General features: G+C 73.1%; 17 protein-coding genes. 6 read left to right on the forward strand and 11 right to left on the reverse strand.

The annotated features are described in order from the left end of the window. Positions 1-610 precede the first annotated feature (610 nt). The 3 genes from Apa02nite_RS44005 to Apa02nite_RS44015 all read left to right on the forward strand — a co-directional run bounded on the left by Apa02nite_RS44005 (position 611) and on the right by Apa02nite_RS44015 (position 1,966). Positions 611-916, forward strand: a complete 306-nt coding sequence (locus tag Apa02nite_RS44005; RefSeq protein WP_203830429.1) for a GlsB/YeaQ/YmgE family stress response membrane protein — start codon at positions 611-613, stop codon at positions 914-916. Positions 917-1,010: 94 nt separating this feature from the next. After that, positions 1,011-1,472 carry a YdeI/OmpD-associated family protein gene (locus Apa02nite_RS44010; protein ID WP_203830430.1) on the forward strand — a complete coding sequence of 154 codons (462 nt, stop codon included), beginning with the start codon at positions 1,011-1,013 and terminating at the stop codon, positions 1,470-1,472. 62 nt (positions 1,473-1,534) lie between these two features. Further along, positions 1,535-1,966 carry a response regulator gene (locus Apa02nite_RS44015; RefSeq protein ID WP_239164984.1) on the forward strand — a complete coding sequence of 144 codons (432 nt, stop codon included), beginning with the start codon at positions 1,535-1,537 and terminating at the stop codon, positions 1,964-1,966. On the opposite strand, the gene Apa02nite_RS44020 is transcribed toward Apa02nite_RS44015, so the two are convergent. From Apa02nite_RS44020 to Apa02nite_RS44035, 4 genes are all read right to left on the reverse strand, one after another. Continuing rightward, positions 1,963-2,943, reverse strand: coding sequence for an acetamidase/formamidase family protein (locus tag Apa02nite_RS44020; RefSeq protein WP_203830432.1), 981 nt, complete (start codon positions 2,941-2,943; stop codon positions 1,963-1,965). The genes Apa02nite_RS44015 and Apa02nite_RS44020 overlap by 4 nt on opposite strands. Continuing rightward, positions 2,936-4,345 (reverse strand): APC family permease, encoded by a 1,410-nt coding sequence (locus Apa02nite_RS44025; RefSeq protein WP_203830433.1) that lies wholly within the window; start codon positions 4,343-4,345, stop codon positions 2,936-2,938. Before Apa02nite_RS44025 ends, Apa02nite_RS44020 begins: the two co-directional genes overlap by 8 nt. An 89-nt stretch (positions 4,346-4,434) precedes the next feature. Beyond that, positions 4,435-4,773, reverse strand: coding sequence for a hypothetical protein (locus Apa02nite_RS44030; protein WP_203830434.1), 339 nt, complete (start codon positions 4,771-4,773; stop codon positions 4,435-4,437). A gap of 360 nt (positions 4,774-5,133) precedes the next feature. Continuing rightward, positions 5,134-5,706 carry a TetR/AcrR family transcriptional regulator gene (locus Apa02nite_RS44035; RefSeq protein ID WP_239164985.1) on the reverse strand — a complete coding sequence of 191 codons (573 nt, stop codon included), beginning with the start codon at positions 5,704-5,706 and terminating at the stop codon, positions 5,134-5,136. An 89-nt stretch (positions 5,707-5,795) separates the two neighbouring features. Between Apa02nite_RS44035 and Apa02nite_RS44040 the strand changes: the two genes are divergently transcribed. After that, positions 5,796-6,641 carry a CE1 family esterase gene (locus Apa02nite_RS44040; RefSeq protein WP_203830436.1) on the forward strand — a complete coding sequence of 282 codons (846 nt, stop codon included), beginning with the start codon at positions 5,796-5,798 and terminating at the stop codon, positions 6,639-6,641. A gap of 614 nt (positions 6,642-7,255) precedes the next feature. Here Apa02nite_RS44040 and Apa02nite_RS44045 read toward each other — a convergent pair. Then, positions 7,256-8,122, reverse strand: a complete 867-nt coding sequence (locus Apa02nite_RS44045) for an alpha/beta hydrolase fold domain-containing protein (protein WP_203830437.1) — start codon at positions 8,120-8,122, stop codon at positions 7,256-7,258. Between the two features lie 82 nt (positions 8,123-8,204). On the opposite strand from Apa02nite_RS44045, the gene Apa02nite_RS44050 reads away from it, so the two are divergent. Next, positions 8,205-10,403 (forward strand): putative bifunctional diguanylate cyclase/phosphodiesterase, encoded by a 2,199-nt coding sequence (locus Apa02nite_RS44050; RefSeq protein ID WP_203830438.1) that lies wholly within the window; start codon positions 8,205-8,207, stop codon positions 10,401-10,403. Between the two features lie 35 nt (positions 10,404-10,438). Here the strand turns inward: Apa02nite_RS44050 and Apa02nite_RS44055 are convergent, their stop codons facing one another. Further along, complete coding sequence (locus Apa02nite_RS44055; protein WP_203830439.1) at positions 10,439-12,358, reverse strand: FAD-dependent oxidoreductase; 1,920 nt, start codon at positions 12,356-12,358, stop codon at positions 10,439-10,441. Positions 12,359-12,602: 244 nt separating this feature from the next. Here Apa02nite_RS44055 and Apa02nite_RS44060 point away from each other — a divergent pair, with 244 nt between their 5' ends. Continuing rightward, positions 12,603-14,438: a sensor histidine kinase gene (locus Apa02nite_RS44060; protein WP_203830440.1), complete on the forward strand. Its 1,836-nt coding sequence runs from the start codon at positions 12,603-12,605 to the stop codon at positions 14,436-14,438. 48 nt (positions 14,439-14,486) lie between these two features. On the opposite strand, the gene Apa02nite_RS44065 is transcribed toward Apa02nite_RS44060, so the two are convergent. The 5 genes from Apa02nite_RS44065 to Apa02nite_RS44080 all read right to left on the reverse strand — a co-directional run bounded on the left by Apa02nite_RS44065 (position 14,487) and on the right by Apa02nite_RS44080 (position 23,017). Beyond that, positions 14,487-16,241, reverse strand: a complete 1,755-nt coding sequence (locus Apa02nite_RS44065; protein ID WP_203830441.1) for a hypothetical protein — start codon at positions 16,239-16,241, stop codon at positions 14,487-14,489. Positions 16,242-16,461: 220 nt separating this feature from the next. Next, positions 16,462-17,013: a hypothetical protein gene (locus Apa02nite_RS44070; protein WP_203830442.1), complete on the reverse strand. Its 552-nt coding sequence runs from the start codon at positions 17,011-17,013 to the stop codon at positions 16,462-16,464. A 276-nt stretch (positions 17,014-17,289) separates the two neighbouring features. Next, positions 17,290-20,589, reverse strand: coding sequence for a SpoIIE family protein phosphatase (locus Apa02nite_RS44075; RefSeq protein ID WP_239164986.1), 3,300 nt, complete (start codon positions 20,587-20,589; stop codon positions 17,290-17,292). 3 nt (positions 20,590-20,592) lie between these two features. Continuing rightward, on the reverse strand, positions 20,593-21,060 hold the full coding sequence (locus Apa02nite_RS51625) for a PAS domain-containing protein (RefSeq protein ID WP_239164987.1): 468 nt from the start codon (positions 21,058-21,060) through the stop codon (positions 20,593-20,595). 148 nt (positions 21,061-21,208) lie between these two features. Further along, a complete protein-coding gene (locus Apa02nite_RS44080; protein WP_203830443.1) occupies positions 21,209-23,017 on the reverse strand; it encodes a Xaa-Pro dipeptidyl-peptidase in 1,809 nt (602 codons plus the stop codon). Positions 23,018-23,021 lie beyond the last annotated feature (4 nt).

Genomic DNA, 23,021 nt, shown 5'->3' on the forward strand with positions numbered 1-23,021 from the left:
CCCCCGGCCGGGGCCGGTTACATCCCGGCCGGGGCCGGTTACATCCCGGCCGGGGCCGGTTACATCCCGGCCGGGGCCGGTTACATCCCGGCCGCGAGCGCACGGCCGGGTACTCGCCGGTAGCCGATCACCCGCGCCACTGCCCGGACCGGGATGACCTCGCGGGCCGGGCAGTTCCGGCCGCCAACGGCCCATCAAGATCAACTTACGCTGAGCGGCATTGACGCATCGCCAGCTGGCACTTGGAGCTGTCACAACAGGCGGGACACACCCCTCACCACCAGCTGGCGCTCAGCGCCGTTTGGACGGGCGGGAGGCGGCTGTCAGCGCCAGCTGGGATCGCTTGCGGCAGGTTGCCGAGGCCGACTGGTGGGACAGGGCCGTCTGGTGGGACAGGGCCGGCTGGTGGGATTGCTTGCCGGCTGGTGGGACGTAAAGGGGAACGGCGGGCCAGGGACTGCTGGCTGGGCTGGGTGGCTGGTCCGGTGTCGGTGCATCAGACCGTGCGGGTAGTGGTGACGGCGGTCTATCGGCTCGTGGTGGCTGGGAGACCGCGTTTGACTCGGGCGTCACCATGGGCATGGTCAAGAGGCGACATCGGGAGGACGTAGTGGACGCTCAGGATTATCTGGTGGCGATCGTGTTCGGCGCGATCATCGGGGTGGTGGCACGGATCGTGCTGCCGGGGCGGCAGAGCATCGGGCTGATCCCGACCGTGTTGATCGGCATGGGCGCGGCGGTCGCCGGGACCTGGGCCGCTGATCGGTGGGACCTGCACAGTGACAAGCTGTTCACGGTGACCGGTCGCACGTTCGACTGGGCCGTGGTGGGGGTGCAGGTCGGCATCGCGGTCGTCGGGGTCGCCATCGCGGCGGTCATGACCAAGGCGTTCTCGACCGACCGCGACCGCGACTGAGCACCGACGGCGAGAAGTGGTAACGACCCGCATCCGGAGACCGGACGAGCGGAGACCGGCAGCGGGCTCGGCTGCGACTGACTACCGTGTCAGCGTGGCAGAGACTGTGAAGCTGAGCCTGACCCTGGAGTCGCGTGGGCCCGCGGGTGCCTTCGTGCTCTCCGACGAGCAGGTCACCGCCGTCGGTGACGGGCGTAAGGCGTTCCCGGTGCAGGTCACCGTGAACGGGGTGACGCTGCCGCTGCGGCTGGCCCGGATGGGTGGGGAGAACCTCATCGGGCTGGCCAAGGCGGCGCGGGCGCAGGCCGGGGTGGAGATCGGCACGACCTACCAGGTGGAGATCTCCGCCGAGTCCGGCGAGCGGACCGTGGAGACTCCGGCCGAGCTCGCGTCCGCGCTGGCCGGCGACCCGGAGGCGGCCGCCGCGTACGAAAAACTGGCTTATTCGCACCGCAAGGAGTTCGTCCGCTGGATCACCGGGGCGAAGCGCGACGCGACCCGGGCCCAGCGGGTCACCAAGACCGTCGAGATGCTCCGGGCCGGCGAGCACCGATAAAAGGTGGAAAACGACTGGAGTTGGGTACTACAGCGGCCGTGGTAGGCCCTCGACCCCTGCATGTGCTCATCGTCGACGACGACGAGGCTGACGTCCTGCTGATCGAGGAGGCTCTCGAGACCGCTCTCGTCCCGCCGGTCACCTCCCGGGTCGCCGACGGGCGGCAGGCTGTCGACTTCCTGCGCCGGCGTGGCTACTACGAGCAGGCGCGCCGGCCCGACCTGGTGCTGCTCGACCTGAACATGCCGCGGATGAACGGCCACGAGGTGCTGGCCGAGCTCAAGGGCGACGCCGATCTGTGCTCGATCCCGGTCGTGGTGCTGACCACCTCCAGCGCGGCCGAGGAGATTCAGGCCAGTTATGCCGAGCACGCCAGCGCGGTGGTCACCAAACCGCTCGATCTGCCGTCGTTCGAGGCGGTCGTCCGTACGATAAATGATTTTTATCTGGACGTGGCCGCCCTCCCGCACCGCTACCCGCTGCGCCTGGCCTAGACAGCCCGGAGCCGGTCGTGGACGCCGCCGTAGGCCACCGCGCCGTTGAGGTAGCGCTTGTCGATGGCCCCGCTCATCACGTACTGCGGGTCGACGACGTTGCCGGCCCGGGCGTGCGTGGTCTGCGAGACCAGCTGGTACGCGTCGAGCAGGTCCAGCCCGGTCAGCTGCGCCACGTGGCGTACCAGATCTTCTTGACTGATCCGGAACGCGTCCTCGAGCGGCCGCGCCGCGCCCAGCGACACCAGCTGCGTGTCGGTCTCCAGCCGCGGCGTGCCGGTCGGGACTCCGGAGATCACCTCGACCACGATGGTCACGTCCATGGCCACCTCGACCGCGACCCCGCAGACCTCGCCGTCGCCCTGCCGGGCGTGCCCGTCGCCGAGCGCGAGCAGCGCGCCGGGCACGTTCACCCCGAGGTAGAGCGTGGCGCCCGGGCCGAGCAGCGGCGTGTCCAGGTTGCCGCCGTGCACGTCCGGGACGATGGTCTGGCGGACCTCGCCGGCGGCCGGCGCCACCCCGACCGTGCCGAGCATCGGGGCCAGCGGCAGGTCCACCGCGTAGGCACTGTTGCGGGCCTGGTAGCGAACCGTCTGCCGGTCCAGGTCGATGTCGTAGAGCCAGACCCGCTCGTCGAGAGGAGCTTGCAGGGTACGGGTGAGCCCGGTCGACGTGAGCGCCCCGAAGTGCGGGAACGTCGAGGAGATCCCGACCGGCGCGGACGGGGTCAGCGACACCACGTGCACGGCCAGGGTGTCCCCCGGCTGCGCCCCCTGCACGTGCAGCGGCCCGGTGACCGGGTTCAGGTACGGGAACTCGCACACCCGGCTGGGCAGGTCGTCCACGGTGCGCACCTTGCCGCCGAAACAGTCCAGCGTGCGCAGCGTGATCGGGGTGCCCGGCTTGACCTCGCCGATCGCCTCCCGGCCGCCGAACGTGTAGCCGTAGTGACCCGGTTCCGCGTCGAAGTCAGACATGTTCCGTCACCGCCCGGTTCGTCGGAGTGTTGTCGTCGCCGGCCGGAACCTCCGGCAGGGCCGGCCGGCGCCCGGTGGCGAGCAGGAAGATCAGTACGAGGGCGCCGATCCCGAGCCAGATCAGGCCGACCTTCTGGGCCAGCAGCTGGGCGTGCAGGATCACCGCGATCAGCACCCCGGCGCCGAGCACCGGGATGACCACGTTACGCAGCACGCCGCCCTGGCGGCCGTTCTTGACCCAGTCCCAGATCACGCAGACGTGCAGCACGATGAACGCGATCATCGCCCCGAAGTTGACCATGGCGCTCATCAGGGTGATGCCGTCGTCACGGCCGGCCATCCAGACGCCGATGCCGAGCGAGACGACCGCGGTGGCCAGGATCGCGTTGGTCGGCACCGAGCGGGACACCGACACCCGGGCCAGGAACGCGGGCAGCTGCCGGTCGCGGGCCATCGCCATCAGCAGCCGGCTGGTGGCCACCTGGGCGACCATGTTGTTGGCCACGCCCCAGGCCAGCGCGGTGGCCAGCGCGGTCAGCGTGCCGAGCCAGGGCCCGCCGGCCACCTCGGCGGCGTCGTAGAAGGCCGAGCCGGCCGGGTCGCCGTTCGCGATCAGCCCGGCCGGGTCCGGCACCAGCAACGCCGCGACCCAGGTCTGCGCGATGAACAGGGCGGCCACCAGGAGCAGCGAGGCGTACATCGCCCGGCGGACCGTGCGGGCCCCGTCGGCGGCGTCCTCGGCGAGCAGCCCGAGCGCGTCGAAGCCCAGATAGGACAGCATGCCGATGGAGACCGCGCCGAGGATCAGCGACCAGCTGAAGGTGGTGCCGTTGTAGAACGGGTCGAGGCTGAAGCCGTGACCCTTGCCGTCGGCGATCGCCGCCAGGCCGAAGCCCAGGAAGATCAGCAGGACGACCAGCTCGGCGGCGAGGAACAGCCAGTTGAGCAGCTTGGTGGTCCTGATGCCGAACACGTTGATCACGGTGTTCGCGACCACGAAGATGATCACCCAGGCCCCGATCGGCACACCCGGCACGATCGAGTTCATGCTCGCGCCGGCGACCAGGGACAGCAGCAGCGGGATGCACACGTAGTCGAGCAGGATGGCCCAGCCGGTCAGAAATCCGACGGCCGGAGCGATGGCCCGCCCGGCGTAGCCGTAGACCGACCCGGCGACCGGGTACTTCTCGACCATCACGCCGTACGAGGAGGCGGTGAGGATCATGGCGGCGGCGCCGACGACGTAGGCGAGCGCGATCATGCCGGCGCTGGCCTGGTAGACGCTGCCGAAGATGCCGAACGGCGCGATCACCACCATGAAGATCAGGCCGTAGGCGATCAGGTCACGTATGCGCAGCTCACGGCGCAACTGCTGCGGGTATCCGAACGTGGTGACGGGCATCCGGGCCGACGCTCCATGGGAGTGATGACGACAATCCAAAAGATCGACGTCAGTAAATACCCCGACGGCTCCGTCCCGCAAGGTCGGCGTCAGATGCTGCGCCGCCGCCAGGGCCAGCGGGCCGGCCGGCGGTAGAGCTCGTCGAGGCGGTCGTCGACGACGGTGCGGACCCCGGCGAGTGCGATGATCAGCATCTCCCGGATCCCGGCGCAGGTGCGGCAACTCTCCCGGTCGCACTCCTGGCGGTGCTCGAGCGCGGTCATCACCAGGCGCTGGGCGATCATCGCCGAGATGTGCGCACGCTGCGCCCACGGTGGGCGCTCGGCGATCGAGGCCCGCCACCGCTCGACGTCGGCGTCGGTGACGCCGTACTGCTCGGCTGCCGCACTGACCTGTTTCAACGAGTTCTGAACGTCAGCATCCGCCACACCGGCATCTTATCCGCCACAGTGGATTTAAAAGTTAACAGTTCAGAGCACCCGGCCGAGCTGGCGCCGCGAGCCGGCGCCGCGCGGTCTCCCCGGCCCGGCGCCGGACCGAAGGCCACCGCCGGCGCCGCGCCGCGAGACCGGCAAACCATCAAGACCTTTCGGGTACGCGATGAGCAGCCCGCGGGGCGGTCGCGAACACCGCCGGCCGGCACGACGAGGCGCAGTGGCCGTTCACGTCCCACCGCACGGTCATCGCACCTCCAACCGGAGCCGGGCCCAGCTGCGCGCCGCGTTGGAGGCGCTGCCGCGCGGCTGACGCAGTCAACATCGGCTGGAGGGGGCGCCGGCGCACGCCCGCTAGCGGGTTCTCAGGCCCTCCAGCAGGACGGTGAGGTAGCGCCGGGCGGTCGCCGCGCGCTCCTCGCCGTCCGCGGCCGGGTGCACCTGCGCCGCGAACATCACCCCGCACATCAGCGGCACCATGTCGGCCGTGGTCACACCGGGATCGGCGGCGCCGCTCGCGTGCGCGCGCCCCAGCAGCTCCCCGAACGCACCGGTCAGGCGCTGCTTCACCGCGGTCGTCTCGGGCAGCGCGTCACCCGGCGCGGCGAACACCGGCGACAGCGCCGGGTCGCCGACCTGGGCGTCGACCGCCGCGAACAGGAAGTCCCGCAAGGCCGTCCACGCGTCGTCGGCGGCCAACGCCCGGTCGGCGTGCCCGGCGAGGGCGGCGAGCCCTGGCGCCGCGACCGTCTCGAGCAGCGCCTCCGGGGTCGGGAAGTGCCGATAGACGGTGGCCACCCCGACCACGGCGATCCGGGCGACCTCGTTGAGCTGGATCGGGGTGCCCTCGTCGACGAGCCGGCGGCCGACCTCGACGATCCGGTGCCAGTTGCGGGCGGCGTCCTTGCGCAGCGGAGCGGTGGTCATGGTCACCAGGATAACCGGATGAGCTATCCGGTTGTGTTACGTTGAAACGGATGAGTCATCCACTTCAACGTGCCACCGGGAGACCGCAGATGCAGGACAGTGTCGAGATAGACGGCCGGACCCGGACGTACACCGTGCTCGGCCCGGCCGACGGCGCCCCGGGCCGGGCCCTGGTGCTGATCTACCACGGCTCGAAGCAGACCGGGACCAAGCACCGCGCGTTCACCGGCCGGATCTACGACCGGCTGGCCGACGGCGGCGGCGCGGTGGTGGTCTACCTGGACGGGTACCGCGGCAACTGGAACGACGCGCGCCGGTTGAGCTCGTTCCCGGCCCGTACCGCGAACGTCGACGACGTCGCCTTCACCCGCGCGGTGATCACCAAGCTGGCCGCCAGCCACCGGATCGACACCGCCCGGGTGGTCGCGGTCGGCTACTCCAACGGCGGCCAGCTGGTGATGCGCCTGGCCCACGAGGCCCCGGAGCTGCTCGCCGGGGCCGCGGTGATCGCCGCGACCATGCCCGGCCCGGACGACTTCCTGGCCGCCGGCGCGCCGCCGTCACCGCTGCCGATGCTGCTGATCCACGGCACGAAGGACCCGATCGTCGCGTATGCCGGCGGCGAGATGCGCTGGTGGGCGCGCACCCTGTTCCAGGTCGGCGGACGCAGCCGGTCCGCGCCGGACACCGCGGCCTACTTCGCCGCCCGCAACGGCATCACCGCCGACCCGGTCCGCACCACGCTGCCGGGCACCGGCCCCACGTCGGTCTCGCTCACGTCCTACCAGCAGCCGGGCCGGCCACCGGTCGCCCTCTACACCGTCCACGGCGGCGGCCACACCATCCCCGGCCCGCGCAACACCCCCGCGATCATGGGCCGCACCACCCACGACATCAACACCGCCGACCTCCTCGCCACCTTTTTCACCCCATAAACCCCTTTCTTGTACGCCGGGGAGCGCCCGCCCGCAGGCCACGAGGCAAGCCCCGCCCGTGCGGCCCCGCGACACCCCGGCCCACCCCGGACCGCGACGCGCCCCGCGGCCCCCGGCTGGTGCTGAGGGGTGTCTCCAGGGGTGCGAGGCACCCCTGAGCACCAGCCGAGGCCCGGAGCCACGCCGGCCCCCGGTGCGGCAGCGGTCTCGCGCCGCGCGCACCACGCATCGAGACACGTCACCGGCCCGGCTGGCGGTGAGGGGTGCCTCGCAGGCATTGAGGCGCCCCTGAGCACCAGCCGCCGACGCCCCGGCTGGCGGTGAGGGGTGTCTCGCGGCCCCGGAGACACCCCTGAGCGCCAGCCGGGGTCGTGAGGCGCGTTGTGGCCCGGGGTGGCAGCGGTCTCGCGCCGCGCGCACGGCGAATCGGGAGACGGCGGTGGGCCGGCTGGTGCGCAGGGGTGCCTCACATTCCTGGAGACACCCCTGGGGGCCAGCCGGGGACCGCGGGGCGCGCTGCGGCCGGGAGTGGGCCGGGGTGTTGCGGGGCCGCACGGGCGGGGCTTGGCTCGTGGCCTGCGGGCGGGCGCTCCCCGGCGTACCGAAAAGGGGGTTCAGGTGGACATGGTGGTGCGGATGTGGGTGAGGATCGCACGGCGGGCGGGGATGGCTTCCGGGACCGGGAGCAACGGGTAGACGTGCAGGGCGCCGGGCTGCTCGTGGTAGGTGAGCGGGGTGCCGGGTGGGAGGCGGTCGCGCAGGGTGCGGCAGTCGGCGAGGGTGATGTCGCGGGTGCCTACCAGGATCTGCAGGGGTGGCAGGTTCGACAGGTCGCCGTGCAGGGGGCTGAGGCGGGGGTCGGTCAGGTCGAGGCCGCCGGTCCAGGCGGCGGCGATCGGGCGCAGGCCGGGGCGGGCCAGCCATGGGTCGTGGGGTTCGATCGCTGCGATGCCCGGGTTGCTCATCGACAGGTCCAGCCACGGCGCGAGCAGGGTCAGCCCGGCCACCTGACCCGGGCAGGCCTGGGTGGTGAGCAGGGCCAGGCCGGCGCCGGCCGAGTCGCCGGCCAGGTAGCACGGGCCGGGGAGGGCGGTGACCAGCTTCGTGGTGAAGTCCAGGGCGGTCAGGCCGTCGTGCTGCGGGGCCAGGCCGTAGATCGGGACGTGGACGTCGCAGCCGGTCCGGGCGGCGATCTGCGCGATCAGGGACCAGTGCTGGCCGACGATCTCGCTGGTGTACGCGCCGCCGTGCAGGTACACCACGACGGGGCGGGTGCCCGGGTCGCGGGACGTGATCTCGTACACCGGGAAGCCGTGGGTGTCGGAGACCGTGACGTCGAAGCGGCGGGTGAGGGCGCGCGGTGGCGCCGACCGGCCCTTCGGCCGGCGCAGCACCGCCCGGCCGGCCTCCTCGGTGCGGAACTTGCGCTGGTAGGCGAGCCGCGTGAACGCGGCCACCCCGTGCATCTGCCAACTCGCCACCGCCCCACGCTGCCACCCCGGGCCCAAGTGATCAAGGGGCGGGGGTGCTCATCCAGGGACGGCCGCGGCCGAAAGTGAGGGGGTGCGGCGGGCGAACGTGTGGCGGGTCTGGGTGGCGGCGGGGGTCCTCGCGACCGCCGGCTACTACCTGCTGCCCGCCGACGGGCTGGCCGCGAACCTGTTCTACAACGCGATCGGGCTGCTCGCCACGCTGGTGATCCTGCTCGGTGTGCGGGTGCACCGGCCGCAGCGGCCCCACGTCTGGTACTGGCTCAGCGCCGGGCAGGCGGCCTCGGTGACCGGCGACCTGATCTGGGAGTACTACCGGTACGTGCTGCACCAGGAGCCGTATCCGTCGGTCGCCGACGTGTTCTACCTGGGCAGTTATCCGCTGCTCGCGGTCGGGCTGTGGCTGCTCGTGCGGGACCGGGAGCGCGGCGCCGGGCTGGCCGACGCGGTGATGGCCGGCATCGGCCTGGGACTCGCCCAGTGGATCTTCGTGGTGCACCCGGTGGCCGCGTCCTCGGCCGCGTCCGGGCTGTCCGGGATCATCGCGATCGCGTACCCGGCGGCCGACGTGCTGCTGCTGGTCATGCTCGCCCGGCTGCTCACCACCCGGGGCGGCACCACGCTCAGCACCCGGATGCTGGGCGCGGCCGCGTTCCTGCTGCTGGTCACGGACGCCGCCTACCTGGTGGTGAGCCTGCACGGCGGTGACACCGACGGTGACATGTTCTCCGCCGGGTGGCTGCTCGGGTACGTGCTCTGGGGCGCGGCCGCGCTGCACCCGTCGATGGCCGCGCCGGCCGCCGCCGGGTCCCGCCCGGAGCGCATCGGCTGGGCGCAGCTGGTGCTGCCGACCGGGTGCGCGCTGCTCGCCCCGGCGATGCTGTTCGTCCCCCAGGTCGGCGACGTGCTCGACCGGATCGCGATCGGCGCCAGCTCGGCGGTGCTGATCGCGCTGGCCGCCGCGCGGATGGCCGGGCTGATGCGCCAGGTCCAGGGCCAGTCCGCCGCGCTGCGGCAGCTCGCCCTGCACGACGACCTGACCGGGCTGCCCAACCGCCGGCACTTCGACCAGGTGCTGACCGACGCGGCCGGCGCCGGGCGGCCCCGGATCGTGTTCCTCGGGCTCAGCGGGTTCAAGGACATCAACGACGAGTTCGGCCGGCCGGTCGGCGACCGGGTGCTCACCGTCGTCGGGGAGCGGCTGCTCGCGGCGGTGCCGGACGGCGGGTTCCTGGCCCGGCTCGACGGCGACGAGTTCGCCCTGCTGGTGCCCGGTGACATGCCGGCCGAGCAGGTCGCGCACCGGATCCTCGCGGCGCTCACCGCCCCGGTGCCGGCCGGCGGGCACGAGCTGTTCGTCGGGGTGCATGTGGGCCTGGCCAAGGCCGCCGAGCCGGTGGAGGCGCTGCGCCGCGCCGAACGGGCGATGCACGCCGCGAAGAAGACCGGCGAGCCCTACCGGCACTGGTCGCCGGTGCTCGACGAACGCGACGGCGAGAACGCCCGGCTCGGCGCGGAACTGCAGGCCGCGCTGCACGCCGGCCAGTTCCGGGTGCACTACCAGCCGATCGTGGCGGTGCCCGAGGGCCGGGTCGTCGCGGTCGAGGCCCTGGTGCGCTGGCAGCATCCGCAGCGCGGGCTGATCGAGCCGGCCCGGTTCATCCCGGTCGCCGAGCAGACCGGCCTGATCGTCGACCTCGGCGCGTGGGTGCTGCGCGCCGCCTGCGAGCAGATGGTCCGCTGGCGCGCCCAGCACGGCGCGGACGCCCCGGACCGGATGAGCGTGAACGTGTCGGCCCGTCAGCTGGCCCGCCCGCAGTTCCCGGACGCCGTCGCCGCGATCCTGACCACCACCGGCCTGCCGCCGACCTGCCTGACCGTCGAGGTGACCGAGACCGCGGTGTTCGGCGGCGGGCACGCGGTCGCCGCGCTGCACCGGTTGCGGGCGCTCGGTGTCCGGATCGCGCTCGACGACTTCGGGACCGGGCACTCCTCGCTCGGGCTGCTGCACACCGTGCCGGTCGACGTCCTCAAGGTGGACAAGTCGTTCGTCGACCGGGTCACCGAGGCCGGCCGGCACGCGGTGATCGCGAAGGCGCTGATCCAGGTCAGCGACGGGCTCGGGTTGAGCGCGGTGGCCGAGGGGGTGGAGACCGCGGAGCAGGCCGACGCGCTCTACGCACTCGGGTACCGGCTGCTGCAGGGCTACTACTACGGGCGGCCGGCGCCGAGCCCCGATCTGCTGACACTGCACCCAACTGTCCGCGTTTGATCAGAGCCTTCATATCGTACGGAACAAGGCTCTCCTCAGCCCCGCGCGGACCTGGAGATGTGCTCGGCGGTCCGGGACGCCAACGCCATGATCGTGATCATCGGGTTGGTGCCGGACGCGGTCGGGAACGCCGACCCGTCGCCGATCCACACCCCGGGCGTGTCGTGCAGCTCGCCGCGCGGGTCGGCGACGCTGGTGGCCGGGTCGGCGCCCATCCGGCAGCTGCCCATCTGGTGCGCGGAGAACAGCACCGCCCCGCCGGCCCGCAACGGGATCTCCCGCGCCCGCGCGATGTACGCCTCCAGGTCCTCCCCCGCCGTCCACGGCGCCAGCCCGTGCCCGAGCACCCGCACCCCGCGCGCCCCGGCCGCGTGGTGCAGCCGGATCTGCGCCTCGATCGCCCGCCGGCTGTTGCGCACGTCCAGTTCGTCGTCGAGCGCATACCAGGCGGTCGTCTCCCCGGCCGCGTCGAGGGTGACCCGCCCGTGCCCGCGGTCACGGACCAGCCCGATGAACGACGCGTAGCCGCGGTAGCCGGCCATCACCTGCTTGTGCCCGGCGCCGGTGCTGAACGGGATCGCCGAGGCGCCCAGCCCGGTGCTGTACTGCACGCTCTCGATCAGGAAGCCGTGCCCGTCCTCGGCCGCCGCGAACTCGTTGACCAGCGCGGCCTGCGGCGGCCCCCACCAGCCCCGCATGTCGGTGCCGTAGTCGCCGAGGGTGACCGTGCACGGGTGCAGCCGCAGGTGGTCACCGGCCGCCGGGCCGCCGATCCCGGAGCGCAGCAGCACCCCCGGTGACTCCAGCGCGCCGGCGGCGAGCACCACGATCGGCGCGCGGACCGTGACCGTCGCCCGCCGCGCGCCGTCCGCGCTGGTCCAGTGACCGACCACGCCGGCGGCCCGGTGCTGCTCGACCAGGATCTTCTCGGCCCGGCAGCCGTCGACGATCCGCGCGCCGTGCTCGGTGACGGCCGGTTCCAGGTACACCTTCAGGGTGGAGCGTTTCGCGCCGGACGGGTCGCCGAAGCCGAGGTGCCCGGCGAGCGCCGGGTCGTGCCGTTTCTCGTCCCAGTTGCGGTACGCGGTGGCGAACGACCAGCCCAGCGCCGCGGCACCGCGCTGCATCGCCTCGTGCGCGGGGTTGAACTCCGAGCAGTGGTCGGTCACCGACAGCTCCCGCCAGACGGCGTCCAGGTGCTGGTCGAAGGCCAGGGTCGGGATGTCGCTCAGGCCGTGCCCGGCCCACTGGCCCCGGACCCGCGGGGTGGTCCGGATGCAGTTCGTCCAGTTGATCACGGTGCCGCCGCCGAGGCCGCTGCCGGCCATCAGGGTCACGTTCGCGTCGGCGGTCGGTGTCGGCCCGCCCCGCCGGTAGCAGTGCCGGTACGCGGCCAGCTCACCCTGATCGAAGTCGGCCTCGGTGTGATAGCGCCCGGCCTCCAGGACGACCACCCGGGCGCCGGTGGCGGCGAGCCGGCCGGCGATCAGGCCACCGCCCGCGCCGGAACCGATCACCACGACGTCGGCGTCCAGCTCGAGGTCACCTTCCGGGCGCAGCGGGGTGATCGCGGGCGGGTCGGCCGGCGGGACCGGGCCGGCCGGGCCGGGATAGCCGAGCCGGGCCCAGTTCGGGTTGCCGCCGCCGGCGTCGGTGAGACCGTAGGTGAGCAGCAGGATCAGGCTGATCAGCGGCGTCACCGGCGGCCCCAGCCCGGCCAGGATCTGCTCCCGGCGCACCGGCGGGGCGCTGCGGAAACCCTGCCCGGCCAGCACGTCGAGCAGGCCGCCGATCGCGTCGTGCTGCCCGGGTGCCAGGGCGGCGAGCACCGCCCGGTCGACGCCGAGGTCGGTGGCCCGGCGGGCCCAGAACCCGTCGGTGTCGCCGGGCGCGTCGACGGCGGGAACGACGGTGTCGCAGAGCAAGCGCAGCACCTGGATCTGGTCCGGGGTCACGACATCAATGTAGGCCGATCGGCGACCCGGACGGGGCGGTCGCGTGGGACTGCTGTGGTTTGTGTGTTTTGGCTTCTCCGGTCGTTCCCGTGCGACACGGATCGGCGCCCGGCCGGCATTCGGTCGCGCCCGGCCGCGGTCCCCCGGTGCCCCTCGCCGGCCCGGACTCGCCAAGATCGGCACCAGTGGCCCGGGCTGGCCGAAAAGCGGCAGACGACCCCGCACGGGGGCGTAGCGTCGCGCTGTGAGGTGGCATGGCCTGCCCGATATGCGGGCCGACCGCGGCGCGCGGACCCGGGTCGTCTCCCGGCGTTCGCTGCTGGTCCTGGTGCTCGTCGCGACGCTCGGCGTCGCGGCGACGCTGCTGGCCGCCACCGCGCTGCGCGGTGGCGAACGCCGGCTGGCCGACCGCGCCGCGGACCAGCAGGCCGGCTCCGCGGCGCAGGCCGTCACCGACGGGATCCGCCGCTACAGCGACTTCCTGACCAGCCTCTCCGCCGCTCTCGGCGCCCAGCAGCAACTGGAGGCCGCCGAGTTCCAGGCGATCACCGCGCCGATCAACCGGCGGATCCTGCCGGGTGTCGCCGGGGTCGCCTACGTGGTGGCGGCCACCGACCCGCAGATCCCGGCGGTGCAACGGTTCTGGCGCGACCGCGGGGTCACCGACCTGACCCTGCAGCCCGGCGCCGTGCTCGGCGGCCGGCACCTGTTCATCGTGCTCGGCCGCTCCGCCGACACCCTGCCGATCCCGCTCGGCGAGGACATGGCGACCGCGGGGGCGGCCGGCGCGGCGATGCGCGCCGCGGAGACCGACCGGCGGGTCGTGATCAGCGCCGCCTACCCGCTGCGCACCGACCGCGAGGTGCCGACCGGCCAGCGGCAGGACGGTTTCGTGCTGGCCGCCGCGGTCCGGGCCACCGCGCCCGCGCCGGACGCCGGGCACCTCCGCGGCTGGCTGCTGCTCGGCCTGCGCAGCGGCGAGTTCCTGCACGAGGCGGTCGGCAAGGTCGTCGGCCGGACCGCGGTGGTCGACCTGACCGACGCCGAGGCGCCCGGCCCGGCGCCGATCGCCGGGTGGCGGCCCGCCGAGGCGGCCGATCCCGCCCTGGCACCACGGACCCTGACCATCACCGCGCCCGGACGCACCTGGCAGCTGGCGATCAGCCCGACGATGCGCCTGATCGACCACCGCGGCATCCGGCCCAGCGTGATCGCCCTGATCGTCGGGTCCGTCCTCACCCTGCTGCTCACCGCGCTGACCGGGTCGATCGCCACCTCCCGGGACCGGGCCCGGCACCGGGTCGCGATGGCGACCGCCGCGCTGCGCACCGACATCGCCCGCCGCGAGGCGGTCGAGCAGCAGCTGCGCCGCCGCGAGGCCGAACTCGTCGGCTTCGCCGGGGTGATCGCCCACGACCTGCGCAACCCGCTCGCCCGGATCGCCGGGTACACCGACTTCCTGCGCGAGGAGGCCACCCGCTACCTGGAGGAGGACCACCGCGAATACCTGGAGCGGGTGCACGTCTGCGAGCAGCAGATGACCGTGCTCCTCGACGACCTGCTCGAATACGCCACCGCCGACAACCGGCCGCTGCAGGCCCGGCCGGTCGACCTGCACGCCCTGGTCCAGCAGGTGGTCCGGGACCGTCAGGAGTCGCCGGGCGCCCGGGAGGCCACCGTGATCGTCGACGCGCTGCCGACGGTCGACGGCGACCCGACCCTGCTGCAGCAGCTGTTCGACAACCTGATCGGCAACGCGGTCAAGTACACCCCGGCCGGCCGGACACCGTACGTGCGGATCGGCAGCCGGCCCGAGCCCGGTGACCGCTGGCGCATCGAAGTGTCCGACAACGGCATCGGGATCCCGGAGGAGCAGCGCGAGTCGGTCTTCGACGCGTTCACCCGCGCGGGCGGGAGCGAGGGGTTCCCGGGGACCGGGCTGGGGCTGGCCATCGTGCACCGGATCGTGGAACGGCACCACGGCGCGATCGGCGTGGACCCGAACCCGGACCAGGGCAGCTGCTTCTGGATCGTGATCCCGGCGGCCTCGGCCACGGTGACGGCGACCGCCGCCGTGTAGCGCCACGCGCGGTGGTAGCAGCCGCCGTGCAGCGCCACGCGCGTTTCTTCAGCGGCGCCAGGACTCCCTGATGTTGACCAGCAGCACCAGCAAGGCCGCCGCAAAAAACGCGAAATTAACGACATATCGTCCGTCGTGCCATAACAACACCAGCAACCCGGCCGCGATCCCGGCCAGCATCAGCCGCAGCAGCACCGCGAGCAGCTTGCTGCGCACCAGCCCCTCCACGGTCAGCAGCACCAGCAACAGCACCAGCGCGGTCTGCTTGCCGGCGATCGGCAGCGGCGACACCAGCGCGCCGAGCGCCCACAGGATCAGCGGCGTGCTCAGCACCGCCCACCAGGACCGGGCCCGCCCGAGGAACCCGGTGGCCGGCTCCATCGGCAACCGCCGGTGCAGCAGGTGCGCGTGCGGGTCCTCGACCACCGGCCAGACCGTGGCCATCCGGGCCTGCTCGTCGGCGAGGCGGGTGCGTTCCATCCGCAGCCCGAGCAGCTTCTGCTCGGCGGCCGCCAGCGACCGCACCTCGGGCGCGGCCGCGGACAGGCCGGCCGCCGCCACCGCGAGATCGTGGCGCATGCTGTCGATCTCGCGGTCCAGGGCCGCGAGCCGGTCATTGTTCCGTTTGGTACGGATCTCGGCCAGCTGCCGCTCCGCCGCCTGATTCGGTACGACCTTCGCCAGCCCCGCCCACCCGACCGGGTCGGCCCACGACTGCCGCACCGCGCCGTCCCGGCCGTACCGGGGACCGGCCGGCCCGCGTTCCCCGCCCAGCCGGTCGCGGGTGTCGCGCCCCCACAACCCGCGGAAGTCCCGCACCCACGGGGTGTCCTCACCGATCCGTACCGGCTGCCAGCTCTCGTCCTGGCCCGGCCCGATCGACCGGCCGTCGCCGCGCGCGTAGTCGACGTACGGGATCCCGACGTTCTGCCGGTCCTCGGCCGACCACGGCGCGAACAGCCGCGCCGACCAGCGCAGCGCGGTGACCAGCCCGCGCAGCTTCGGCGGCTTCACCGTGATCACGTAGTCGCCGGGCAGGTACGCCCCGGAGTGCGAGCCCGCGCCGGCGAACACCACCGGGTGCCGGTCCTCGGCGAACGTCAGGTCCGGGTCGTCCCAGCGCCGCCGCAGATCGTCACCGACCTCGTCGTGCGCCGAATACACCACCCAGCGCGCCGGCGGCAGCCCGTCCTGGTCGAGCACCCCGGTGCCGTCGAGATAGACCGTCACCTGCTCCCAGTCGCCCTCATGCTCGTTGACCCCGCCGAACGCCGACCGCCAGTTGTTGAAGCTGTAGAAGAACCAGTACTGACACACGATCCACGGGTCGTCGTGCAACACCCGGCCGTAGTAGACCGGCCGGTGCGGCTCCAGGTGGTCGCGCTGCAGCAGGAACGAGTGCGCCGCGCTGCCACCGGGCAGGCTGCCGCGGAACAGCAGCGAGAACCGGTTCAGCGTGTCCACCAGCCGGGCGGCCGGGCCGACCTGCGCCAGCCGGCTGGCCCGGGCCAGGTGCGGCGGGCGCTCACGCAGCGGGATGTGCGCGTGGTGTTTCTCCGAGTCGCCGATCCCGGACAGCGAATACCGCAGGCCCTGCTCGGCACCGCCGGCCGTGGCGAGACGCTCCAGGGTCAGCTGGCCCGGCGCCTCCACCCGGACCGGGTTCGCGCCCGCCTCGGCCCGCCACAGGCCGGCGCTGCCGACGTAGCGCTCCACCGAGACCGGGTAGAACCACTCCCCCTCGGTGAACCTGACCACCGGCTCGTAGGCACGCAGCAGGAGCAGATCGTCCTCGTCACCCACCCGGCCCGTCCCCCTCCCAGCACCCGTATACCGAGGTTATCCGTGGTCGCGGGCCGACGATGAGGGTGGGGGACGCCCGCCGCTCCCACAGCGCCACCGCCGTGATTCAGGCGGCACCGCGGCTTGACTCAGGCGGCACCGCGGCCTTGGCTCAGGCGGCACCGCGGCCTTGGCTCAGGCGGCGCCGCAGCCTTGGCTCAGGCGACACCGCGGCCTTGACTCAGGCGGTGCGCAGGGCGACCGCGACCGTGGCGAACAGGGCGACTCCCGACCCCACGCCGGCGATCAGCCCGACCGTCGCGGCCGAGGCGCCCGCCGCGTAGACCAGAAACCCGGCCAGCCCGAGAACCGTCATGGCCCCGCCCAGCCAGTGGTAGAGCGGCATCCGCCAGGCCCAGGCCAGGGCGAAGAAGTGCACACCGACCACCACCGCCACCCAGGCCACCGCGACCGCCGGCGCCTCGAACACCCGGTTGATCACGCTGAGCCCGCCGAACAGCGCGACCACCTCGGCGGCGACCACGTACCAGTACCGCCGGTCGGCGAACCCGGCGCCGCCACTGGACGTCACCGCCGTCGCGGCCCGGGTCCGCAGGTACAGCAGGACCGCCAGCACCACCGCGACCAGCACCCCGGCCACCCTGATCACCAACGGCCACGGCGCGGCCAGCCCACCGCTGTTGGCCACCACGAACACCGTGCCGAACGTCAGCGCCACGACCGACCCGGTGCGCAGCCCCGCCGGCCGCACCTCGCTCTTGATCCCCGTCATGGCCGCCATCATGCCGGTCCACACAGGAGCCGGCCACCCGCGGACTCGCCCGCACCCACCGCGGGAACCGGCGCCCCGGCCTGCCGAATCCGACCGGCTGGCGCCCAGGGGTGCCACAACGACCCCGACACACCCCCCAGCACCAGCCAGGCACCGCAACCCGGGCGACCGCCGCGAGGCGAGGCGGGACGGGGCGAGGCGGGACGGCGCGAGGCCCGGTGCCGTGCTGCTTCGCGCCGCGGCGGTCACCCGCTCGGGCTGCCATGCCGGAAGCGGTCAGACGCCGCGGCGTTCGATCGTCACCAGGGTGCCCACCGGGGACGTGCTGACGTGGACCTCGCCGTACGCGTTCATCAGGATCGCGCCGCGGCCCCGGTCACGCGCCGGGGGCCGGGCCCGCCAGCCGCCGAAGTCCTGCACCTCGACCCGGATCAGGTCGCCGAGCACCCGCAACCGCACCAGCACCTCGGGCCGGCTCGGCTGCTGCGCGTGCTCGACCGCGTTGTTGATCGCCTCCGTCGTCGCGACCTGCAGGTCGTACAAAATATCGGGGTCGATGTCCAAGACGTCCTTGAGATCGCGGCGGGCCGCGGCCGCCGCGGTCGGATCGAGAGGGTACGTCCACGCCACATCCACCGGCGCCAGATCGACGGCGGCCGGCACCGACGACGGCAGGCGGCGGACCGCGACCACCGCGACGTCGTCCTCCTGCGGCTGCCGGACCTGCGCCAGCACCGCCTCGACCAGCGCGCTCAGCGACGCCCCGGCGGCGAACTCGTCCTCACAGCGCCGCCGCAACCGCTCCAGACCGCTATCGATCAGCTCGGCAGGGCCATCTGCCAGCCCGTCGGTGAACAGCACCAGCTGATCACCGGGCCCGAGCAGCTCCGCATGCTCCCGGTAGTCCCCGCCGTCCTGGCCCAATGGCGCCCCGACCACGCCGGACAGTGACCTGGTCACCGCACCCGGCGCGGAGTGCAGCGGGGCGGGATGCCCGGCACTGCACCAGACCAACCGGCTGTCACCCGGGTCGACGGCGACGACCAGCAGCGTCGCGGCGAACGGAAAGCCCGGCAGCGTCACGGAGCGCGGTGCACCCGGCAGCGTCGCGGACAACGGGGCGCCCGGCGGCGTCGCGGGGAGCGGGGTGCTCAGCAGCTCGGACAGACCGGTGACGATCTGGGCCGGGGACTGCCCCGCCGCGACCCGGGAGCGGACCGCGGACCGCAGCAGCCCGCTGGCCACGGCGGCGGCCGGACCGTGCCCGGCCACGTCACCGACGCTGATCAGCAGGGTGCCGTCCGGGACGGCGAGCAGGTCGTACCAGTCGCCGCCGGCGCGGGTGGCCGCCGGGCGGTACGCGGTGTGCAGGGTCAGCCCGTCGGGGGCGGGCGCGTCGACCGGCAGGATGCTCTGCTGCAGGGCGAGGGTCATCAGGCGCTGCTGCTCCGGGTCGGCGGTGCTGCGAGCCAGCGCGCCGAGCATCGCCGCAGCCCTGTCGAGCAGCTCGCCCGGCGGCTCTGCATGATCAAAACTGACCGTGACCGCGCCGATCCGAACCCCGTCACGGTCGCGGATCTCGGCGGTTCGGGAGGAGAGCGGTCCGCTTCCGATCAGCGGCGACCCGCTGGCAGGAGACTCCGAAACGCTTCCCGACGACGGCGGCACCCGGCGCTCGCTCGCGAACGACAACGCCGGCCGGGCATCGTCACCGTCCAGCACGGTCACCGCCGAAACCGCGTTCGCCAACACCCGGACCAGCTCATTGGCCACCCGGAACGCCGCCTCCAGCGCCCGACCGGCAGCGATCGCCGCCGCCACCCCGGTCACCGCCGCGGTCTGCCGCCCCGGCGCCGCCCGCACACCCGCCAGTTCGAGGGTGCTGCGCACCCGCGCGATCAGCTCCCCGGCGTGGAACGGCTTGACCACATAGTCGTCGGCACCGGCCGCGAACCCCTCCACGCCGGACTCCTGACCGGCCCGCGCGGACAGCATCACCACCGGCAGATCCCGGGTCGCCTCGTCCCCGCGCAGCACCCGCACCAGCGCGAACCCGTCCAGCCGCGGCATCATCACGTCCGTGATCAGCAGGTCCGGCCGGTCCAGCCGGATCGCCTGCAGCGCCGCCTCCCCGTCGGTCACCGTCTGCACCCGCCAGCCCTGCGCGGCGAGCAGCCGCGCCAGGTAATCCCGCATGTCACCGTTGTCATCGGCGACCAGAATCCGCTTTCCGGTACGACCGTCCGCCACGATCGGAGTCCCCGCCGTCCACCCGGCGCTCACCGACACCGCCGCCCGCGCACCGGCCAGCCGATCCGGCACGGTCTCCAGCTCCGGTGCCCCGCCCGGCGCCACCGCGGCCCACGGCAGCACCACGTCGAACGTCGCGCCCCGCCCCGGAACGCTGCTCACCTCGACGTCGCCGCCCTCGAGCCGGGCCAGCTCCCGCACCAGCGCCAGCCCGATCCCGGTGCCCTCGTGACTGCGCGACCGGGCGCCGCGCACCCGGTGGAACCGGTCGAACAGCAGCGGCAGCTCGGCCGCGTCGATGCCGATGCCGGTGTCCGCGACCCGCAGCCGGATCCCGGCCGCATCCGCGACCAGCGACACCCGGATCTCCCCGACGAAGGTGAACTTCAGCGCGTTGGAGAGCAGATTCGTGACGATCTTCTCCCAGTGCGCGGGGTCGACGGCCACCGGGCGCGGCAGCGGCGGGCAGCGCACCACCAGCCGCAGCCCGGTCCGTTCCACCGCGGCCCGGAACACCCCGGCCAGGTCCGCGGTGAACGCGGCCAGATCCAGCACCCGCGGCGCCGTACCGGCCGTGCCGGCGCCGACGCCGACGCTGGCGAACGTCAGCAGTTCGTTGACCAGTGTCAACAGCCGGGTCGCGTTGCGCCGGGCGGTGTCCACCCGGGCGTGCTGCGCCGGGCCGAGCGGCTCGGCCCGGTCGGCGAGCGCGTCGGCCAGCGGACCCAGCATCAGCGTCAGCGGGGTCCGGAACTCGTGGCTGACGTTCGTGAAGAACTCGGTCTTCACCCGGTCCAGCTCGGCCAGCGCCGCCGCCCGGTCGCGTTCCTCCTGGTACGCCCGCGCGTTGCGCACCGCCACCGCCACCTGCTGGGCCAGCAACTGCACGAACGACAGGTACGTCTCGTCGGCCGCCCGGCTCGGGCTCAGCCCGGTCAGCAGCACCCCGACCGGCTGCGACCGGTCCGCTGACGGCAGCGGCTCGGCGACCGCGACCCGCACCGGATCGCCGAAAGCGCCGCCCGGCAGCAGGAACCGCTCCAACACGTCATCCACCGCGGCGCCCGACCCACCGGCCGCGGCTCGCAACCCCCAGGAGTCGTCACCGGCAGTGTCCAGGGGCACCGCATCGGGCAGGGCCGACGCGTCCGCGCCGACCGCGGCGTACCGGCGCAGCACCGCGCCGTCGCGCAGGTAGACCGCGGCGAACGGCACGTCGAGCGGGTGCTCCCCGATCACCGCGCAGAGCCGTTCGCAGGTCTGTTCCAGTCCGGTCCCGCCGGGCAGCGCCAGGTCCCGCAGCAGCCGCAGCCGCCGCTCCCCCACCACCTACTCGGTGACCTCGCTGCACACCGTCAGCACCCCGGCGGTCGAGCCGTCGTCGTCGCGGGCCGGCGCGTGCGAGACGCTGAAGTACGCCTCCTCGCGGAACCCGGCCCGGTCCAGCAGCAACTGCAGGGCCGGCACCCAGCTGGCCACCCCGGTCGCCATCGCCTCGTCGATCAGCGGGCCCAGCACGTCCCAGCCCTCGGCCAGGGTGATCCGCACGTCCAGGCCCAGCGCCGCCGGATGCTTGTCACCGATCAGCGCCGAATACGCGTCGTTGTAGAGCTGGGCCAGGTCCGGGCCCCAGAGCAGCAGCATCGGGTAGCGCGACGACAGCACCGTCCGGACGGCGGCCCGCAGGCTCTGCGACCAGCCGGCCACCGGGCCCAGCGCGGTGCCGGACCAGTCCAGCCGGGCCATCAGGTGGCCGGTCGTACCGCCGGCCGCGAACAACTCCTCGGGCGACGTCATCGAACCCGGCACCCCACACTCTTCACCAGAAGCTCCGGGGGTGGACTCTCGCACATCCCCGCCGAAACCACCCGGCGAGGGGCCGACGGTCGACCACGGTCACCAGGCATACGCCTGGGATTCCCCGAAGATCCGGCGGAAAACGCGGTCACGCCAGGCGCAACTCCAGCCTCGACAGGCCCGGCCGCACGCCGACCGTGGTGCCGGCCGGATACCGCAGCGTGTGATCGCGCTCGGTGGAGATCAGCACCACGCCGATCCGGTGCCCCGGCGCGAACACGTGATCGGTGGACTGCAGCTTCCAGCGGAACGTGTACGGCTTGCCGCCGACCACCGGCACGGACCGCGCCGGGGAGAGCCGGTTGCGCACGTCCAGCCAGCCTCGGGTGACAATTTCGTACGGGGTGGTCGCGGTCACGTACTCCCGCCGGTTGAAGCAGCCCGGATCGCCCTCGACACCGGGGCCGACACAGTCCTGCACGGTCAGCGTGCGCGTCCCGGCGTAGCGCTCGGCCGGCCCGTAGTCGACGAGAAGCGCCGTCAGGTACGGGGAGTCGCCGGCCAGGTCCGCCCGTACGGTGATCTCCGGCGTACCGGAAATGCGGGTTTCTCGTGTCAACGGAGCGAACAGATAGGTCAGGCGGTTCGGATCGGACACGGTCTCGTTGGCGGCCAAGTCCTCCGCGGTGCGTGCCGGGTTGTCGACGAACGTCTGCCGCGGACCCTGCCCGAGGCGCAACGACACCGGCCGGCTCGCCGGGATCGGCCAGGTCGCCGCGGTCCGCCACTGGTTCGGCGCCACCTCCACGTCGGCCATCGGCTGCCGCATCACCCCGGTGTCGATCCGGTAGAGCCAGTAGTCGAACCACTGATGCAAAGCGGTCAGCCAGGCGTCGCGGCGAATGTTGAACGGGTCGGTGTGCCCGGCCTGGTGCAGCCAGATCTTGCGCGGCACGTGATGCGCGGCGAGCGCGTCCCACCACTGACCGGCCTGCAGCGTGCGCACGTTGTCGTCGTGCAGCCCGTGCACCAGGAACACGCTGGCCCGGACCTTGTCCACGTCCCGCAGGTAGTTCCGCTCCGCCCAGAACGCGCTGTAGTCACCGGTCTCCCGGTCCTGCGCGCGCTCGATCTCGTCCATCACCCCGGCGCAGACCTCCGGGTTCGCCCTGGTCAGCACGGCCCGGGCCAGCACGTCGGTGTCCTCGCCCTGATAACCGCCGGGCGCGACGACACCGCCGTTGGCGCGGTAGTAGTCGTACCAGCTGGAGATCCCGGCGATCGGCACGATCGTCTCCAGACCCTTCACCCCGGTCGCCGCGACCGCGTTCGGCAGCGTCCCGTTGTAGGAGACCCCGATCATCCCGGTCCGGCCGGTCGACCAGTCCGCCCGGCGCGGCGTGCCGTCCTCGGCGAACGCCCGCGCCCGCCCGTTCAGCCAGTCGACGACCGCTTTCATGCCCAGCGTCTCGTTGCGCCCGCCGGAGGTCGGGCAGCCGTCCGACCCGCCGCTGCCCAGGCTGTCGGCGAAGACCACCGCGTAGCCGCGCGGCACGAAATAGTTGTCCAGGTACCCGGCGAAGGTGATCGTCTCGGCCCGGTCGGTGGTCCCGGTCGCGGTGAGACCGGCGGCGCCGCTCCGGTCGACATCGTCATGATTGGGTACGTCGTTGAGCCCGGCATAGTAGGGGCTGGCCTGGAAGATCACCGGAACCCGCAAGCCGGCGTCGCTGGCAGCCGGCCGGATGATCCGCACCGCCACCCGGTCGGGCTTGCCGTCGAAGTCACTGTCGACACCGGTCTGCACCCAGACGCGCTCCCGGATCGCCTGCGCGTAGTCGTGCACCGGTTGCGTGCCTGCCTGGGTACCTGGCGGATGCTTCTCCGACGGCGCGGCAGCGGCAGCCGCCGGGGTCAGCAGGACGGCGACAACGGCGAGCGACGCGACGATTCGCATCGCG

This window comes from Actinoplanes palleronii (assembly GCF_016862315.1).
GTDB classification, from domain to species: domain Bacteria; phylum Actinomycetota; class Actinomycetes; order Mycobacteriales; family Micromonosporaceae; genus Actinoplanes; species Actinoplanes palleronii.

Bases quoted from the DNA above. Each gene is read 5' to 3' on its own strand.
- Apa02nite_RS44025 (WP_203830433.1), bottom strand. From the start codon at position 4,345: ATGCCCGTCACCACGTTCGGATACCCGCAGCAGTTGCGCCGTGAGCTG.
- Apa02nite_RS44070 (WP_203830442.1), bottom strand. From the start codon at position 17,013: ATGACGGGGATCAAGAGCGAGGTGCGGCCGGCGGGGCTGCGCACCGGG.
- Apa02nite_RS44080 (WP_203830443.1), bottom strand. From the start codon at position 23,017: ATGCGAATCGTCGCGTCGCTCGCCGTTGTCGCCGTCCTGCTGACCCCG.
- Apa02nite_RS44035 (WP_239164985.1), bottom strand. From the start codon at position 5,706: ATGACCACCGCTCCGCTGCGCAAGGACGCCGCCCGCAACTGGCACCGG.
- Apa02nite_RS44020 (WP_203830432.1), bottom strand. From the start codon at position 2,943: ATGTCTGACTTCGACGCGGAACCGGGTCACTACGGCTACACGTTCGGC.
- Apa02nite_RS44040 (WP_203830436.1), top strand. From the start codon at position 5,796: ATGCAGGACAGTGTCGAGATAGACGGCCGGACCCGGACGTACACCGTG.
- Apa02nite_RS51625 (WP_239164987.1), bottom strand. From the start codon at position 21,060: ATGACGTCGCCCGAGGAGTTGTTCGCGGCCGGCGGTACGACCGGCCAC.